This window comes from Actinomadura sp. 9N215 (genome assembly GCF_044326345.1).
Taxonomy (GTDB): domain Bacteria; phylum Actinomycetota; class Actinomycetes; order Streptosporangiales; family Streptosporangiaceae; genus Spirillospora.
This window is the reverse complement of sequence record NZ_JBIRBA010000024.1, coordinates 98,038-113,453: the sequence shown is the minus strand read 5'-3', so window position 1 is coordinate 113,453 and position 15,416 is coordinate 98,038. Positions and strand designations below refer to the sequence as shown.

General features: G+C 71.2%; 12 protein-coding genes. 6 read left to right on the top strand and 6 right to left on the bottom strand.

Annotation, left to right across the window (positions count from 1 at the left end):
* The first annotated feature begins 169 nt into the window (after window positions 1–169).
* The 4 genes from ACH34T_RS32775 (at window position 170) to ACH34T_RS32760 (ending at window position 5,073) form a co-directional block, all read left to right on the top strand.
* The gene (locus ACH34T_RS32775; RefSeq protein WP_396024818.1) at window positions 170–1,138 is read left to right on the top strand and encodes an LLM class flavin-dependent oxidoreductase; all 969 of its coding nucleotides are present in this window, start codon (window positions 170–172) and stop codon (window positions 1,136–1,138) included.
* Window positions 1,139–1,209: 71 nt separating this feature from the next.
* Window positions 1,210–2,574 carry a transaminase gene (locus ACH34T_RS32770; RefSeq protein ID WP_396024817.1) on the top strand — a complete coding sequence of 455 codons (1,365 nt, stop codon included), beginning with the start codon at window positions 1,210–1,212 and terminating at the stop codon, window positions 2,572–2,574.
* A 2-nt stretch (window positions 2,575–2,576) separates the two neighbouring features.
* Window positions 2,577–3,875, top strand: a complete 1,299-nt coding sequence (locus ACH34T_RS32765; RefSeq protein WP_396024816.1) for a hypothetical protein — start codon at window positions 2,577–2,579, stop codon at window positions 3,873–3,875.
* A gap of 64 nt (window positions 3,876–3,939) precedes the next feature.
* Window positions 3,940–5,073 carry an NAD(P)/FAD-dependent oxidoreductase gene (locus ACH34T_RS32760; RefSeq protein WP_396024815.1) on the top strand — a complete coding sequence of 378 codons (1,134 nt, stop codon included), beginning with the start codon at window positions 3,940–3,942 and terminating at the stop codon, window positions 5,071–5,073.
* 10 nt (window positions 5,074–5,083) lie between these two features.
* On the opposite strand, the gene ACH34T_RS32755 is transcribed toward ACH34T_RS32760, so the two are convergent.
* Window positions 5,084–5,770: a response regulator gene (locus ACH34T_RS32755; protein WP_396024814.1), complete on the bottom strand. Its 687-nt coding sequence runs from the start codon at window positions 5,768–5,770 to the stop codon at window positions 5,084–5,086.
* On the bottom strand, window positions 5,767–6,876 hold the full coding sequence (locus ACH34T_RS32750; RefSeq protein WP_396024813.1) for a sensor histidine kinase: 1,110 nt from the start codon (window positions 6,874–6,876) through the stop codon (window positions 5,767–5,769). The genes ACH34T_RS32755 and ACH34T_RS32750 overlap by 4 nt, the downstream gene beginning before the upstream one ends.
* Before the next feature lie 199 nt (window positions 6,877–7,075).
* Between ACH34T_RS32750 and ACH34T_RS32745 the strand changes: the two genes are divergently transcribed.
* Entirely contained in the window at window positions 7,076–9,322 is a 2,247-nt protein-coding gene (locus tag ACH34T_RS32745; RefSeq protein ID WP_396024812.1) for an MMPL family transporter, read from the top strand.
* 94 nt (window positions 9,323–9,416) lie between these two features.
* Here ACH34T_RS32745 and ACH34T_RS32740 read toward each other — a convergent pair whose 3' ends face one another.
* From ACH34T_RS32740 to ACH34T_RS32725, 4 genes are read right to left on the bottom strand one after another with little or no spacing between them, the layout of a single operon-like run.
* Complete coding sequence (locus ACH34T_RS32740; RefSeq protein WP_396024811.1) at window positions 9,417–11,195, bottom strand: dipeptide ABC transporter ATP-binding protein; 1,779 nt, start codon at window positions 11,193–11,195, stop codon at window positions 9,417–9,419.
* 1 nt (window position 11,196) lies between these two features.
* Window positions 11,197–12,042: an ABC transporter permease gene (locus tag ACH34T_RS32735; RefSeq protein ID WP_396024810.1), complete on the bottom strand. Its 846-nt coding sequence runs from the start codon at window positions 12,040–12,042 to the stop codon at window positions 11,197–11,199.
* Window positions 12,043–12,053: 11 nt separating this feature from the next.
* The gene (locus tag ACH34T_RS32730; RefSeq protein ID WP_396024867.1) at window positions 12,054–13,034 is read right to left on the bottom strand and encodes an ABC transporter permease; all 981 of its coding nucleotides are present in this window, start codon (window positions 13,032–13,034) and stop codon (window positions 12,054–12,056) included.
* Window positions 13,035–13,066: 32 nt separating this feature from the next.
* Window positions 13,067–14,626, bottom strand: a complete 1,560-nt coding sequence (locus ACH34T_RS32725; protein ID WP_396024809.1) for an ABC transporter substrate-binding protein — start codon at window positions 14,624–14,626, stop codon at window positions 13,067–13,069.
* A 275-nt stretch (window positions 14,627–14,901) separates the two neighbouring features.
* Between ACH34T_RS32725 and ACH34T_RS32720 the strand changes: the two genes are divergently transcribed.
* Complete coding sequence (locus tag ACH34T_RS32720) at window positions 14,902–15,366, top strand: hypothetical protein (protein WP_396024808.1); 465 nt, start codon at window positions 14,902–14,904, stop codon at window positions 15,364–15,366.
* The last annotated feature ends 50 nt before the right edge of the window (window positions 15,367–15,416 follow it).

Here is a 15,416-nt window from a genome sequence, read left to right as displayed (position 1 = left end):
GTAATATGTGATGAGTTGAGCGACTTCGACCTTACTGTTGACAATCACAACACGACGCTCACATACTCGGAGCGCTCCGGAGACCGGACGGAATGGTCCGGCCGCGGAGCGGTGCGACGGAAAGCGAATCGAATAGCCGGGGCGGTGGGGCGTGGGTTCCGTTACTGACGTGGGTTCCGTTACTGAGAAGGCCGCGCCGCGGCTTTCGGTCGGGGCGCCGAACGATCCGAGCCTGCTGGTGCCGTTCGCGCGGCGCGCGGAGGAGCTGGGGTTCGACGCGATCTGGACGCAGGACACGCTGAGCACGACGAACTCCTCGCTCGACGGGCTGCACGTGCTCTCCTACCTGGCCGCGGTCACCGAGCGGCTCCGGCTCGGCATCGGCGTCCTGTACTCCGGGCGGCGGAACCCGGCCGTCCAGGCCCGCGAGCTGGCCACCATCGACCAGCTGTCCGGCGGACGGCTCATCGTCGGGCTCGGCGTCGGCAACGACTACCACCGGGAGAACCTCGCCAAGGTGGGGATCCCGACGGACCGGCCCGTCCGGCGGCTCATCGAGGGCATCGGCGTGATGCGCGCCCTGTGGAGCGGGACGGAGGCCAGCTACGACGGAGAGCTGTACTCGTTCTCCGGTGTCCGGGCACAGCCCGACCCGGTGCAGAAGCCGGGCCCGCCCATCTGGATCGGGGCCAGGGCCGAGTCGGCCGTCCGGCGCGCCGTGCGCATCGCCGACGGCTGGACCGGCGCCGCCCCCGCGGCCATGGACGACTTCCTTGAGCAGCTCACGATCGTCAAGCAGGCGCTGGCCGACGAGGGGCGCGACCCGGCCGAATTCACCATCTCCAGGAGCATCTACGTCGCGGTCGAGGACACCGAGGAGCAGGCGCGGCAGAAGCTGATCCCCGCGTTCGACCGGTCGTTCGGCGGGAACCCCGTCTACGACGCGGCCGGAATGGCCGACCGGGTCGCCGTGTTCGGCTCGGCGGAGCAGTGCGCGCAGCGGCTGGGCGAGCTGTTCGACGCGGGCGTGCACGAGCTCGTCCTCTATCCGATGTACGACCGGATGGACCAGCTTGAGGCGTTCGGCGAGCTGGTGTCCTCGCTGACGACCGGAGCACAGCGCGCTCCGCGCTCATGACGGCCGAGCCCAGAGCGACGACGAACGACCGGCCGAGCCCTGCGCCACCGGGTACTTTGCCGCCGGAAACCGTGCCGCCGGGCATCGATCCGGAGCGGCTCGCCGCGCTGCTGGAGGCGGAACGGGCCAACTGGATCAGGGCCAGGCCGCGGGCGGCGGCGCTGCACGAGCGGGCGCGCCGCTCCCAGCTGCACGGCACCCCGCAGCACTGGATCAGCCAGTTCCCGCCCCCGGTGCCCCTCGTCGTTGACCGCGCGGCGGGCGCCCGCCTCTATGACATCGACGGGCACGAGTACGCCGACTTCGGCATGGCCGCCACGGCTGCGCTCTGGGGGCACGACCATCCCGCGATCGTCGCGGCGCTACGGGACCAGCTCGACAAGGGCAGCGTCACCCTCTGGCCGGGCGAGGACCACGTCGCGGTGGCCGAGGAGCTGGCGCGCCGCTTCGGCCTGCCGTTCTGGCAGTTCGCCGTGTCGGCGACGGACGCCAACCGCTTTGCGATGCTGCTCGCCAAGGTCACCACCGGACGGCAGAAGGTCCTGGTGTTCAACCGTGCCTACCACGGTTCGCTGGAGCAGGCCGCCGCCGTGCTGACCCCGGACGGCATGATCCCGGAGCCCGGCGTCGAGCTCAACGGCGTGGACGTCCGCCAGACCACGAAGATGGTCGAGTTCAACGATCTCGGCGCGCTCGAACGGGCCCTCGCCCCGCGTGACGTCGCCGCGGTGCTCGCCGAGCCGGTGATGACGAACGGCGGCGCGGTGATCCGTCCGGAGCCGGGGTTCCACGCCGCGCTCCGCGACCTCACCCGGCGCACCGGCACGCTGCTGATCATCGACGAGACGCAGACGATCCCGGCCGGGCCCGGCGGCTGCACCCGCGAGTTCGGCCTGGACCCCGACCTGATCACCCTGGGCAAGCCCATCGCGGGCGGCATCCCGGCGGGCGTGTACGGGATGTCCGACGCGGTGGCCGCCGCGGCGGAGCGCTACACCGAGCACGGGGACGGCGGCCTCGGCAGCACCATGGCGGGCGGGCCGCTCGCCGTCCGGGCCATGCGGGCGGTGCTCACCGAGGTGATGACCGACAAGAACTACGCCCACATGGGCCGCCTGGCCGAACGCTACGAACGCGACATCGCGGCGGTCATCGCCGAGCACGGCCTGCCGTGGCACGTCGGACGGCTCGGCGGCCGCGTCTCGTACGCGTTCACCCCGTCCCCGCCGCGCAACGCCGGGCAGCTGTACCCGCGGGTCGGCGCGGCGGCGCGCGACGCGCTGTGGCTGTACCTCGCCAACCGCGGGATCGTGATCAACGCCATGAGCGGCGGCGCGCTGATGTCGCCGATGACGGCCGAGTCCGATGTGGAACGGCACGGCGCGCTGTTCGCCGAGGCGATCAGCGCTCTCACCGGCAGGGAAGGGCGGCGGTAGTCGTGGACGATCTGACCGAGGCGCAGATCGCACGATTCCGTGCGGACGTCGACCGTTCCCGGACGCCAGGCGCGTACGAGCCGGGCCGCTGGTCGGTGGCGCCCGCGAACCGCGACAGCGCGGTGACCGGCGCGATGCCCGAACGCGTCCGGCTCCGCGACACGTCCATGCGGGCGATCGAGTCGCTGCCCGGCGTCGTCGCGACCCCTGAGGAGAAGCTCGCGTTCCTGCGGCTGCTCGCCCGGTCGGGGGTGCCGGAGATCGTCCTGGCCACGCCGATCCGGTCCGGGCATCACGGTGACGGGCACCCGCTGGACGCCGTCCGCGCCGACCTGGCACTGGTCAGGGAGGAGCAGCCGGACTGCGTCGTGTACTGCCCGTTCGTGTCCGCGACGGACGGCGTCGACCTCGCGCGGGACCTCGGGTTCGACGGCGTCCAGGTGGCCGTGGCCGCCTTCGGCCCGGCGGCGGGGATCTACCGCGCGTCCGTTCCGGCGTCCCGGGAAGAGGTCGTCGCGCAGGCGGCCGAGGTCGCCGGGCACGCGCACGCCCAGGGCTTGCGGGTCGCGGTGGCGTTCACGATGGTGTCCTTCCTGCCGGACGAGGCGCTGGCCGAGACCGCGTCGATCATGGCGGAGGCGGGCGCCGACGAGATCACCCTGTTCGACGGGCCGGGCGGGGTCGGCCCCGAGGCGTTCGGACGGCTCGTCCACACGACCCTGAAGGCCGCGCCGGACGTCGAGGTCGGCCTCCACCCGCACAACACGTTCGGCCTCGGCGTCGCGAACGCCGTGTCCGCGGCGCGGGCCGGGGCGGTCGTCGTCGAGTCCTCGGTGAACGGGTACTGCGGCGGCCCGGGCAACGCCGATCTCGCCGCGACGGCCGCCGCGTTCGAGGCGCTCTACGGGGTGGACACGGGCATCCGGCTCGCCGCCCTGACCGGCCTGTCGAGGGCGGGCGCGGTGCTGACCGGCCGCGCACCGGCGGCCAACCAGCCGATCACCGGCCGGGACGCGTTCTGCTGGGGCGGCGGCGACTGGGTCATCGTGGAGTCCGAGGTGGATCCGCTGATGCACAACTCCGTCGAGCCCGCCCTGTTCGGCAACGAGCGCCGGATCCCGCTGACCCCGCAGAGCGGCCCGCGCGCGACCGCGGCCGCCCTGCGCCGTCTCGGCGTCGAGGCCGATCCGGCGCTGGTCCCGGCCATCGTGGAGCGGTGCCACGCTGAGCTCGCCAGGCTCGGACGGCTCCTCACCGACGAGGAGATCCGCGCCGTGGCGCACTCCGTCCGCACCGCCTGAACCGCCGTCCGCACGGCCTGAACCGCCCTCGCCAAGCCGGAGGACGGCTGCCATTCTGAGGGGCATGCGGATACTCGTCGTAGGCGCGGGGATCATCGGGGCCGCGCTCGCGGACCGGCTGACCCGTCCGGCGCCCGGCTCGCGCTCCCCCGACGAGGTCACGGTGGTCGAGGCGGACGAGCCCGGCGCCGGAACGTCCGGCACCAGCTACGCCTGGTTCAACGCCAACGACCCCGCCGACCCGGCCTACCACCGGCTGCGGACGGCGGCGATGTCCACCTGGCGGGACCTGGCCGCCGGTTTCGGCGACCCGGACTGGTACCGGCCGTCCGGCAACACCACGTGGGAGGCGGACGACGACGCGAAATCCGACCTGGCCGACCGGGTCGCCCGGCTCACCGACCTCGGCTACGCCGCCGAACTGGTCGACCTCGACCGGCTGCGCCACCTCGAACCGCGCGTCCATGCCCCAAAGGACGCCCTCATCGCGCACTACCGCGACGAGGGTTACGTGCACGGAGGCCCCGCCGCGCGCGCTCTGGCCGGACGCGCACGCGAAGCGGGCGCGAGCATCGTCACCGGCCACCGCGCGGTCGCCCTCACCACCGACGGCGACCGCGTGACCGGCGTGCGGCTGGACGACGGCCGGAACCTGCACGCCGACCTCACGATCTGCGCGGCGGGCAGGCACAGCCCCGCGCTCCTCGCCACCGCCGGAGTGCCCCTTCGGCTGGTCGATCCGTCCGCGCCCGGCTCGGCCGCCCCGTGCCTCGTCGCCTTCACCTCGGCGGCGGAGGGCGTCGTGAACGGGCTCGTCCACGCCCCCGGGCTGTCGGTCAGGTCGGCGGAGCACGGGGGCCTCAACCTGGAGGCCGTCGACCTGGACGCCGGAGTCGACGAGTCCGCGTCCCCGGCGCTGCTACGGACGGTCGGCGCCGAACTCCTCGCGCGGGCGCGCACGGTCATCCCCGGCCTCACGGCCGACGTCGTCGAGGTGCGGCGGTGCGTCCGTCCGCTGCCCGTCGACGGGTACCCGCTCATCGGCCTCCAGCGGCCCGGCCTCTACACGGCCGTCACCCACAGCGGCATCACGCTCGGCCCGCAGCTCGCCGTCCTGATCGACCAGGAGATCCACGGCGACGCGTCACCCGCGCTCGCCCCCTACCGCCCGGACCGCGAGCCCCTCCACCGAGCGTGACCAGCCCGGATCAGGAGTTCGACCGGCCGCGGCGCGGCTCGGATCCCCCCTGCGGCTGGACGAGCCCCGCGTCGTAGGCGAAGACGATGGCGGCGGCCCGGTCGCGGGCCCCCAGCTTGGTGAACAGCGTGCCGATATGGGTCTTGATCGTGGTCTCCGCGAGGAACAGCCGATCGGCGATCTCCCGGTTGGACGCGCCGCGCGCCATCAGGCGCAGCACGTCGAGCTCGCGTTCGGTGAGCGCGTGGACCCGGTTGTCCTGGCGCGCCGCCGGCCTGGCCACCCGCCGGTAGGAGTCGAGGATCGGGCCGAGGAGCGTGCCGTCGATCCAGGTGCCGCCGGACGCGACCGTCCGCACCGCCTCGATGAGGTTCTCGGGCGTGGCGGACTTCAGCTCGAACCCCCGCGCGCCCGCGTCGACCGCCGACCAGAGCAGGTCCTCGTCGTCGAAGGTGGTGAGGATGCACACCGGCGGGCCGTCCGCGGCCCGCAGCCGGCGCGTCGCCTCGATCCCGTCGGTGCCGGGCATGCGGACGTCCATGCAGACCACGTCGGGCGTGCACTCGGCGGCGGCCTGGACGACGTCGCCGCCGTCGTCGCGCTCCCCCACGACCTGGATGTCCGGCTGGCTGCGCAGGATGAGCCCGAACCCGGCGCGGACCATCGGCTGGTCGTCGACCAGGAGCACCCGGATCACGCGGACGCCCCGGCGAGGCGGCGGGGCAGGCGTGCCAGGACGACCCAGTTCCCATCGTCCGGACGGGCCTCGAAGTAGCCGTTGAGTGCGGCCACCCGGTGTTCGAGCCCGGAGAGCCCCATGCCGCTGCCGACGTGCGCGGAGCCCGGGCGGAGCGCGTTCTCGACCCGCACGGTCACCCTTTCCTGGTCGATTCCGATGCGGATCGTCGCCTCCGGCGCGGGGGCGTGTTTGGCGACGTTGGTGAGGGCCTCCCGCAGCACATCGTGGAGGACGATGCGCGGCGCGGTCGACACGCCGTCCAGGTTCCCGGCGACATCGATGTCGATGCGCATTCCGGCGTCGCGGTAGGTGGCCAACAGGACGTCCAATTCACCAGGATCGACAGGGGCGAGCGAGTGCGTGCCCTGGCGCATGAGTATCAAAGCCTGGCGCAGTTCGTCCATTCCCTTGCGGCCCACGTCCTCGGCCTGTCGCAGCGCGTCCGCGGCCTCCGCGGGCGACGAGTCGAGGATCATCCGCGCCCCGGACAGGTGCAGCAGGACGACGGTGAAGCTGTGCCCCACCAGGTCGTGCAGGTCCCGCGCGATGCGCTGGCGGTCCTCGGCCACGGCGGTCTCGGCCAGCCTGGTGCGGGTGCGTTCCAGCTCGTCGATCAGCGCCCACTGCTGCCCGACCACCCGGCCGAAGGCCCATCCGATCAGCAGCCCGCCGAACCAGAGCCAGGCGCCGACGCTTTTGTGCCAGGCATCGCCCCCGAACGCCCAGATCAGGAACGGCGACACCTGGCACAGCACCATCACGACGGTGTCGAGCCGTCGCGGCCGACCGGACGCGACCACCGCCAGCGCGACCACCACCACGAGGTAGGCGCTCTGGGTGACGACGGTCACGCCGCCCACCGCGGCCGGGATCGTCACCCACGTGAGCAGGAGCCAGCCCGGCATCGACCGCCACTTCGCCCGGACGATCAGCGCCGGGACCATCAGCAGCGCCAGAATCCAGCCCCAGTCCACCGCGTAGGCGAGGTTGAGGACACCCAAGCCGGTGGCCAGCACGGCCGCCCCGATGACGAACTCGTCGCGGTCGCGGAGCAGTGAACGCATGTCAGGAACATAGGCCAAGGCCACGGCCCCCGGTTCCGACCAGGGTGCCCGCGCGCCTCCTCCCACGGGAGGAGCGGGCCGCCGTTTCCCGTACCGGGGGCCCGCCCGCCCGGCACCCGGGGCCGAGGACGCCGGGGCCCGCCCGCTCTTAGCTTCGTCGGGACGCGTCCGGATCGGCCGGGCCGTGAAGGAGGTCATGATGTTCACCGCACTCGGGAGGCTCGCCGTCCGGCGCGCCAGGCTGCTCCTCTTCGGCTCCCTGGTCGCGTTCGCGGCGGCCGTGATCCTCGGCGGCGGGGTCTTCGGGAGCCTGAAGTCCGGCGGGTTCGACGATCCGGGGTCGGATTCCGCGCGGGCCGCCGAGACGCTCAAGCACGAGTTCGACGCCGGAACCGCCGACATCCTGCTCGTCGTCACCGCGGACGGCGGCGACGTCGACTCCCCCGAGGCGGCGGCCGCCGGACGGGCGCTGACCGCGGGACTCACCCGCGTCGAAGGAATCGACCAAGTGCAGTCTTATTGGGGGCCCGGGTCGCCGCCGTCCCTGCGCTCCGGCGACCGCGGCTCCGCGCTGATGCTCGCCCGCGCCCCCGGCGAGGACGAGGCCCAGAGCGCGGCCGTCCAGCGGGTGCGGGACAAGCTCGCCGGGGACCGGGGCGCGGTCGACGTCAAGATCGGCGGCGAGGCCGCCATCGGCGAGGCCCTCGGCACCGGTCTTGAGGAGGACCTGGCGCTCGCCGAGATGATCGCCATCCCGCTGACGCTGCTGCTGCTCCTGCTGGTGTTCCGCGGCGTCGTCGCGGCCCTGCTGCCGCTCGTCGTCGGCGGCGCGGCGACGTTCGGCGCGTTCTTCGTCCTGTGGGCGATCTCCCGGTTCAACGACGTCTCCATGTACTCGATCAACCTCGTCACGGCGCTGGGCCTCGGGCTGGCCGTCGACTACTCGCTGCTCATGGTCTCCCGGTTCCGCGAGGAGCTGGACAAGGGTCACGGGGTCGACGCGGCCGTCGTCCGCACCGTGGAGTCCGCCGGACGGACCGTCGTGTTCTCCGGGGTGACCGTGGCCGTGGCGCTGACTGCGCTCGTCCTGTTCCCGCTCTTCTTCCTGCGCTCGTTCGCCTACGCCGGCGTCGGCGTGGTGCTGGTCGCCGTGCTCGTCGCCGTGATCACCCTCCCCGCGCTGCTGAAGGTGCTGGGCCACCGCGTCAACGCGTGGCGGCTGCCGGGCCTGCGTCAGGCCGGCGGGAGCGAGTCCCGCCGGTGGGCTGCCGTCGCCCGACGGGTGCTCCGCCGCCCCGGCCTGGTCAGCGTCGCGGTGCTCGCGCTGCTGCTGGTTCTCAGCGGCCCGCTCCTCGGCGTGCAGTTCGGCAACCCCGACGCCCGCGTGCTGCCGTCCGGCGACGCCGCCCGGCAGGCGACCGAGCAGGTCCAGCGCGACTTCGGCTTCGCCGCCGAAGCCAACCCGGTCGTGATCAACGGGACGCCGGACCCGGCCGCCACCGAGGCGTACTTCGCGGACGCATCACGCGTCGAGCACGTCGCCAGGGTCGTCACCGCACGCGGCACCTGGACGGACGGGCGCCAGGTCGCCGGCCCCACGGCGCAGTCGGCACGCTACGCCGCCGAGTCCGGTCAGTGGTTCGAGGTCGTGCCCACCGCGATGCCGATGTCGCAGGACGCCCAGGACCTCGTGCACGACCTGCGCGCCCTCGACCCGCCGTTCGAGGCCCTCGTCGGCGGCAGCACGGCCGATCTCGTCGACACCAAGCACGCGATCTTCTCCGTCGCCCCGTGGGCCGGGCTCTGGATCGCCCTCGCGACGCTCGTCCTGCTGTTCCTGATGTTCGGCAGCTTCCTCGTCCCGGTGAAGGCGATCGCGCTCAACACCCTCAACCTGACGGCCATGCTCGGCGCCATGGTCTGGATCTTCCAGGACGGCAACCTCTCCGGCACCCTCGGATTCACCGCCACCGGCCTCACCGACACCGCGATGCCGTTGCTCATGTTCGCCGTCGCGTTCGGCCTGTCGATGGACTACGAGGTCTTCCTGCTCGCGCGGATCAAGGAGGAGTACGACCGCACCGGCGACAACCGCACCGCGATCGTCACCGGCCTCGCCAAGACGGGACGGATCGTCACCGCCGCCGCGCTCGTCCTGTCCATCACCTTCTTCGCCTTCGCCACCAGCGGCGTCACCTTCATGAAGATGTTCGGCCTCGGCCTCGGGATCGCCGTGCTGATCGACGCGTTCATCGTCCGTGCGACCCTCGTCCCGGCCCTGATGAAGCTCGCCGGAAACGCGAACTGGTGGGCACCGACCTGGGCCCGCCACCTGCACACCCGAATAGGAATGGACGAAACCGCGCCCCCCTCACCCACCACCGAACCCTCCGAACCCCCGTCCCCCCGCAAGGAACTCACCCCCACCGGGGACGACAGGCCCTGACCAACCCGCCCGCAGGCTCGGCGACCGCGTCCCACTCGGGAGCGGTCGTCGGCCCATCGGCATCTGCTTCCCGGACGGCGGCGGACGCCGTTCGTCAGAGTGCGCGCTCGAACGTGTCGGGTACCTCAAGGGTGGCGGCGAGGAGACTCCGCGTGTAGGGGTGCGACGGCGCCGTGAGCACCCGGTCGGTCGTGCCGGACTCGACGACCCGGCCCTCGCTCAGCACGACGACGCTGTCCGCGATGCTGCGCACCACCGCCAGGTTGTGCGTGACGAAGATCATCGACAGTCCGTCGTCGAGGAGCGAGCGCAGCAGTTCCACCACGGACGCCTGCACCGACACGTCGAGGGCGGAGGTCACCTCGTCGCAGATGAGCAGCTTCGGCCCGCAGACGAGGGCGCGCGCGATCGCGACGCGCTGGCGTTGTCCTCCGGACAGTTCCGCCGGGCGGCGACCGGCGAGCCGTGCGGGGATCTCCACGCGTTCGAGCGCCTCCCGCACCCGCTTTCCGCCCTCGCGCGCGCTCATCCCGAAGTAGTGCCGCAGCGGGACGAGCAGGCTGCTCTCCACACTGCGATGGGGATTGAGCGAGCTGTACGGATTCTGGAAAACGTACTGCAATTCGCGGCGGGTCTCCTTGCCGCGCTCAGCCGCTCTGGCCGGAATCGGGCGACCCTCGAACGTGAGAGTCCCTTTGTGCTCTTCGTGCAGACCGACGAGGCAGCGCGAAAGTGTGGTCTTGCCGCTGCCCGACTCACCGACAAGGGCCAGGCATTCGCCTCGGGCGAGGCTGAAGGAAACGTCGAACAAGATCTGTCTGCCGCCGTAGCCTGCGTTCAGCTCGGAAATGGAGAACACGTCTTTTCCGCCACCGGAGACAGCGGGTGTCTCGGCTGAGAGCCGCGGAATTCGGGGGGTGCGGATCACCTCGTCGATGCGCAGGCAGCGTGTCAGCGTCCCCGATGGTCCGGGCACGAGTTCGGGACGGGTCGTCCCGCATTCGGCCGCTGCGTGCTCGCAGCGCGGCGCGAAGACGCAGCCCTGCCTGCTCTCGTCCGCGCTGCTCGGGGCGCGCCCGGGAATCGGGACGAGCCGCTGCCGATGGGTCGCGGACGGGACGGCGGCCAGCAGCGCGCGCGTGTACGGGTGGGCGCCGCGGACGAGCACGTCCCGGTCGCCGCCGCTCTCGACCACCTCTCCCCCGTACATGACGGTGACGTGGTCGGCGACGTCGGCCACGACGGCGAGGTCGTGGGAGACGTAGATCGCCGCCATGTCGTGGTCGCGGCAGAGGTCGCGGACCAGCTCCAGCACGCGGGCCTGGGTGGAGACGTCGAGTCCGGTGGTCGGCTCGTCGAGCACGATGAGCCGCGGCCCGGCGGCGATCGCCATCGCGATGGCGACGCGCTGCTGCTGGCCGCCGGAGAGCTGCCGGGGACGGCGCTTGAGGAACGCCCGGTCGCTCGGCAGCCCCACGGTCTCCAGCAGCCGCCGGACGCGCGGCAGCGCCTCGCGTTTCGGCGCCCGCAGGCCCTCGGTGAGCTGGGTCGCGAGGCTCAGGCTCGGGTTCAGCGCGGTCGCCGGGTCCTGCGCGACGTGGGCGACCTTGCTCCCCCGCGCGCGACGCAGTTCCGCTTCCGGGAGGGTGAGCAGGTCGACGCCGTCGATGACCACTCGCCCGCCCGTGATGGTCGTGCCCTTTCGCGCGAATCCCAGCAGGGCGAGCGCGAGAGTGCTCTTTCCGGAGCCCGATTCGCCGACCACGCCCATGACCTCGCCGCGGCCGAGTTGGAAAGAGACGTCCTGGACGATGTCATTCCCGGTGGCGTCGACCGTTACGGTGACGCCCGAGACCTCCACCTCTTTCGGCACGTCAGTTTCTCCCTTCCGTGCGGCCGACCGTTCTGGCGACGGATTCGGCTATCAGGTTTCCGCCGAGCGCCATCATGAGAATCAGCGCGATCGGCGCCAGCACCGGAAGGGGAGCGACCGGAAGGCCGTCCTGGTTCTCGCCGACCATCAGGCCCCAGTCCGCCGCGGGCGGCGCGATGCCGAACCCGAGATAGCTCAGCGACGCGATCGCCGAGACCGCCCAGACGAGCCGCATACCGGTCTCGACCATGAGCGGCGAGGTCACGCCTGGCAGCACTTCGCGGACGAGGATGTGCGTCGGCGGCAGGCCGTTCGCTTTCGCCCACAGCACGTACTCACTGCCGATCACCGGAAGGGCCGCTCCGCGCATCACGCGAGAGACACCGGGCACGAACGCCACTCCGACGAGCACCGCGGTCAGCAGCGTGCTCCGGCCGAGCATGGACACGAAGAGGAGCACGAAAAGGATTTCGGGGAAACTCAGCAGGACGTCCATGGCGCGCATGAGCAACGCGTCGACGGCTCCCCCTTTGTAGGCGGCGGTGAGGCCGACGAGGGTGCCGAGGAAAACGCCGAGACCGGCCGCGAGGATCGCCATCCACGAAAGGCTGAGGCCGCCGTGGAGCAGGCGGCTCAGGACGTCGCGGCCGAGGACGTCCGTGCCCAGCGGGAACCGCCCGCCCGGACCTTCCAGAGGCGGCCCGACAATGGCGTCAGGGGCGTGGCGCGCGAGAAAGTGCCCGAACACGATGACGAGTCCGACGATCGTGAGAAGCGCGATGCCCAGCCGGGCCTGCCCGGTGCGGACGGCGCGGCCGAGGACCGAGAGATCGCCTTTCGTTTCCACATTTCGCTCCTTCATCGCGTTCTGCTCATCGCCGCGAGGACGTCAGCGAGAAGGTTGAAGAGGTAGTAGGTGGTCGCGAGTATGAGGATGCAGGCCTGCATGACGGGCAGGTCATGGGAGTTCACGGCGTTGACCACCGCCGTCCCGAGCCCCGGATAGGAGTAGACCTCCTCGACCACGACGACTCCGGTAATGGTGATCGCCGCGACGAGGCCGGCCGCCGGAAGGCTCGCCGCGACCGCGTTGGGAAGGGCGTGCCGGAACAGGATTCGCCGTCCGCTGAGCCCCTTCAATATCGCCGTCTGGACGTAGTCGCTGTTCATCGCGTCGATGAAGGAGGCGCGGACCAGGCGTCCGAGATACATGACGCCCAGGAGCGTGAGGGAGGCGACCGGAAGGACGAGCTTCGCCGGATACCACCAGGGCATGTCCCCGGGCGGAATGTCCGAGACTCCCGGGAGGACGCCGAGAACGGACGTGGCGAAGAACGCGATGAGCAGCATTCCCACGACGAAGGCGGGGAGCGCGGTGAAAAGCGAAGAGGCCGCGACGAACGCCTTGTCCAGCACGCCGTCGCGCTTGTGAGCGGTGAAGACGCCGACGAGCACCGCCAGCGGGATGATGAGGGCCATCGAGACGAAGCCCAGCGTGTACGAGTTGAACATTCTCGGGCCGACGATGTCCGCCACGGGCTCGCCGTTTTCGAGAGACGTCCCCATCTGCCCGGTGAGGACGCCGGTGAGCCATTGCCAGTACTGGGCGACGAGCGGCCGGTCGAGCCCGAGCTGCTGCCGAAGGCGGGCCACCTGGTCGGCGGTCGCGTCCTTGCCGAGGATGATCCGCGCCACGTCTCCCGGCAGCGCCTGCGTCACGAGGAACAGCAGCACCGAGACCAGGAAGAGAATGAGCACGCCCGCAAGGAGACGGCGTACCAGCCAAGGGACCGTCGCGCCATTCGGAGTCGATGGTGAACCGCGATGGGAAATGCGCATCAGCGCCGCCGGTTTCGACATGACGGCCTACGTCACTTTCCGACTGTCACGTTCGACAGGAAGGAGAGGGGGCGGCCGCTCACGTCCGTCACCAGCCCCCGGACCCTGCTGCGATAGGGCAGCAGAACGTTGACGAACGCGGGCGTTATCATCGGCCCCTGCTCGTACTCGATCTTGTGCATCCGGTTCATGATCGGGCACTGCCGCGATTCAGGCGCCGCGAACAGTTCTTCGGCGAGCCTGCCGAATTCGCGGTCGTCCCAGTGCGTGGCGTTCGCGACGCGCCGGGGCAGCAGCGACGTGATCACGTACGGCAGGTAGGGCAGCGTGTTGAAGTCGACGTACACCGGCCACTTGCCCCATTTCGACAGGAACTCCTGCGGCGTGATGACGTTGACGTCGACCTTCACTCCCGCCTTCGCGGCGTTCTCCGAGAACACCTGGGCCATTTCCTGCATGCCGGGCAGAAGCCCGTCGGTCGCGATCGAGAACGACAGGTCGCTCTGACCGGCCTCGGCGAGGAGTTTCTTCGCCTGCCCGATGTCCTGTTGGCGCTGAGGAACGTCCGGCGCCGGGCATTGCGGCGTCCCCGCCTCATGGTCGCTCGCCACCCGCGCGTATCCGCCGAAGGCGTTGGACACCACTTCCCGCCGATCGATGAGAAGGCGCAGCGCCTGCCGCACGCGCACGTCGTCGAATGGCGCCACGGTCGTGTTGAGGCCGATCCGCAGCGTGAAATCGCCCTTGCTGTCGAGCAGCTCGACGCCGTCCTTGCCCCCGAGCGACTTCGCGATGGCGGGGGTCGCGCCCGAGGCCACGTCGACCTGGTCGGAGAGCAGCGCGTTCGCCTGCGCCTGCTGGCTCTGGTACTCGATGATCTCGACCGCTTCGAGCTTGGGCTTGGCGCCCCAGTAGCCGTCGAACCGCTTCAGGCTGGACTGCCGTCCGGCGGTGAAGCTCCTGACGGCGAACGGGCCGGTGCCGATCGGCTTCGCGGGCGCGGTGCCCGCCTTGGTCATGGGGAGGAACACGTTCGCCCAGACGTCCTTGAACGGGCCGAAGGGCCTGCTCAGGCCGACCCGGACGGTCAGCCGGTCCACCGCCTCGACCTCGTCCGGGTCGATCATCTCGATCAGCGCCAGCCCCTGAACGGCGTGCTCGGGGTCGCGCAGGTACTTGATGCTCGCCACGACGTCGGCGGAGGTGAAGTCGCTCCCGTCGGAGAACGTGACGCCGGGGCGGAGCTTGATCGTCCACACGGTGAGGTCGGCGTTCGGCGTCATCTCGGTGGCGAGGCGCCATTCGAGCCTCCCCGTGGGGCTCAGGTGGGTGAGGCCCTCGTAGAGCAGGGCGCTCCGGAGTTCCTGGGTGGGGCTCTGGTTGCTCGCGTAGGGGTTCAGGCTCTCGCCCGCGTCGGTGGAGGCGGCGATGCGGAGCGTGCCGCTGCTGCCGCCGCCCGCCCGGTCCGGAGGGGCGCAGCCCGCGAGCGTCGCCGCGGTGAGAGCGACGCCGGTCGCGGCGGCGAGCAGCCTGACCGGCGGACGTCCGGCGCGCGGCCTGACCGGAGGATTTCCGGCGGGCGTGCCTGACACGGGGACGGATCCGAAGCGTGGGGGTCTGCGCATCACCGGGTCACTCCTGTTCCGAGATCTAATCCGTTAGATCAGGTTCCCCGTTACCTGAACCCGGACGAGCTTCGCCACAGAGTACGTCGGCATCTGGCCTGGGGGAAGAGGTGCGCGACAATCCCTTGGCGGCACCGTCTCGCCGATGTCTAATCGATTAGAACGCTGCTACTCTCGGCGCAGGCCGCCCGGGCGCGAACCAGAGGCGAACCAGAGGCGAACCAGAGGAAAGAAGAGGGACGATGACCAGTCCGTACGAGCACCTGTTCGTCAGGAAGATGCAGAACTGCCTCGACGACCTCGTCAACGAGGGCGCCGCCGCCGGTGTCGTCGAACCGGACAACGTGGGCGCGGCGCTCGCCCTGATGCGGGCGAAGGAGGTCCCGCAGAGCAAGATCCACCTGACCTACACGTGGATCGGGAAGTGCGACGACCCCGTGCAGTGGGTCAAGGAGCACGAGCACGACTACGACGAGGTCCTGATCTGGCACGGCAACGATCCGGACGACGTGGACGACCTCGGCGCGGAGATCTACCTCGACATCGAAGGCGTCCGTCACACGATCACGACGAGCGGCGCCGTGTACCTCCCGGCCGGCGTCCGGCACTGCCCGCTCGGCTTCAACCGCGTCGACCGCCCGTTCCGGTTCAGCGCCCTGTCGTTGAGCCCGACCTACGGGTCGGACGAGCACGAGCCCCCGCGGTAAAGGCCCTGCCGCGGGACCCCGCCCCGCCGTGTGCTCGCGCGGCGGGGCGG

What these genes read in the sequence shown, in the direction of transcription:
- ACH34T_RS32760 (WP_396024815.1), top strand. Translation starts at nt 3,940, where the DNA reads ATGCGGATACTCGTCGTAGGCGCGGGGATCATCGGGGCCGCGCTCGCG.
- ACH34T_RS32750 (WP_396024813.1), bottom strand. Translation starts at nt 6,876, where the DNA reads ATGCGTTCACTGCTCCGCGACCGCGACGAGTTCGTCATCGGGGCGGCC.
- ACH34T_RS32745 (WP_396024812.1), top strand. Translation starts at nt 7,076, where the DNA reads ATGTTCACCGCACTCGGGAGGCTCGCCGTCCGGCGCGCCAGGCTGCTC.
- ACH34T_RS32730 (WP_396024867.1), bottom strand. Translation starts at nt 13,034, where the DNA reads ATGCGCATTTCCCATCGCGGTTCACCATCGACTCCGAATGGCGCGACG.
- ACH34T_RS32720 (WP_396024808.1), top strand. Translation starts at nt 14,902, where the DNA reads ATGACCAGTCCGTACGAGCACCTGTTCGTCAGGAAGATGCAGAACTGC.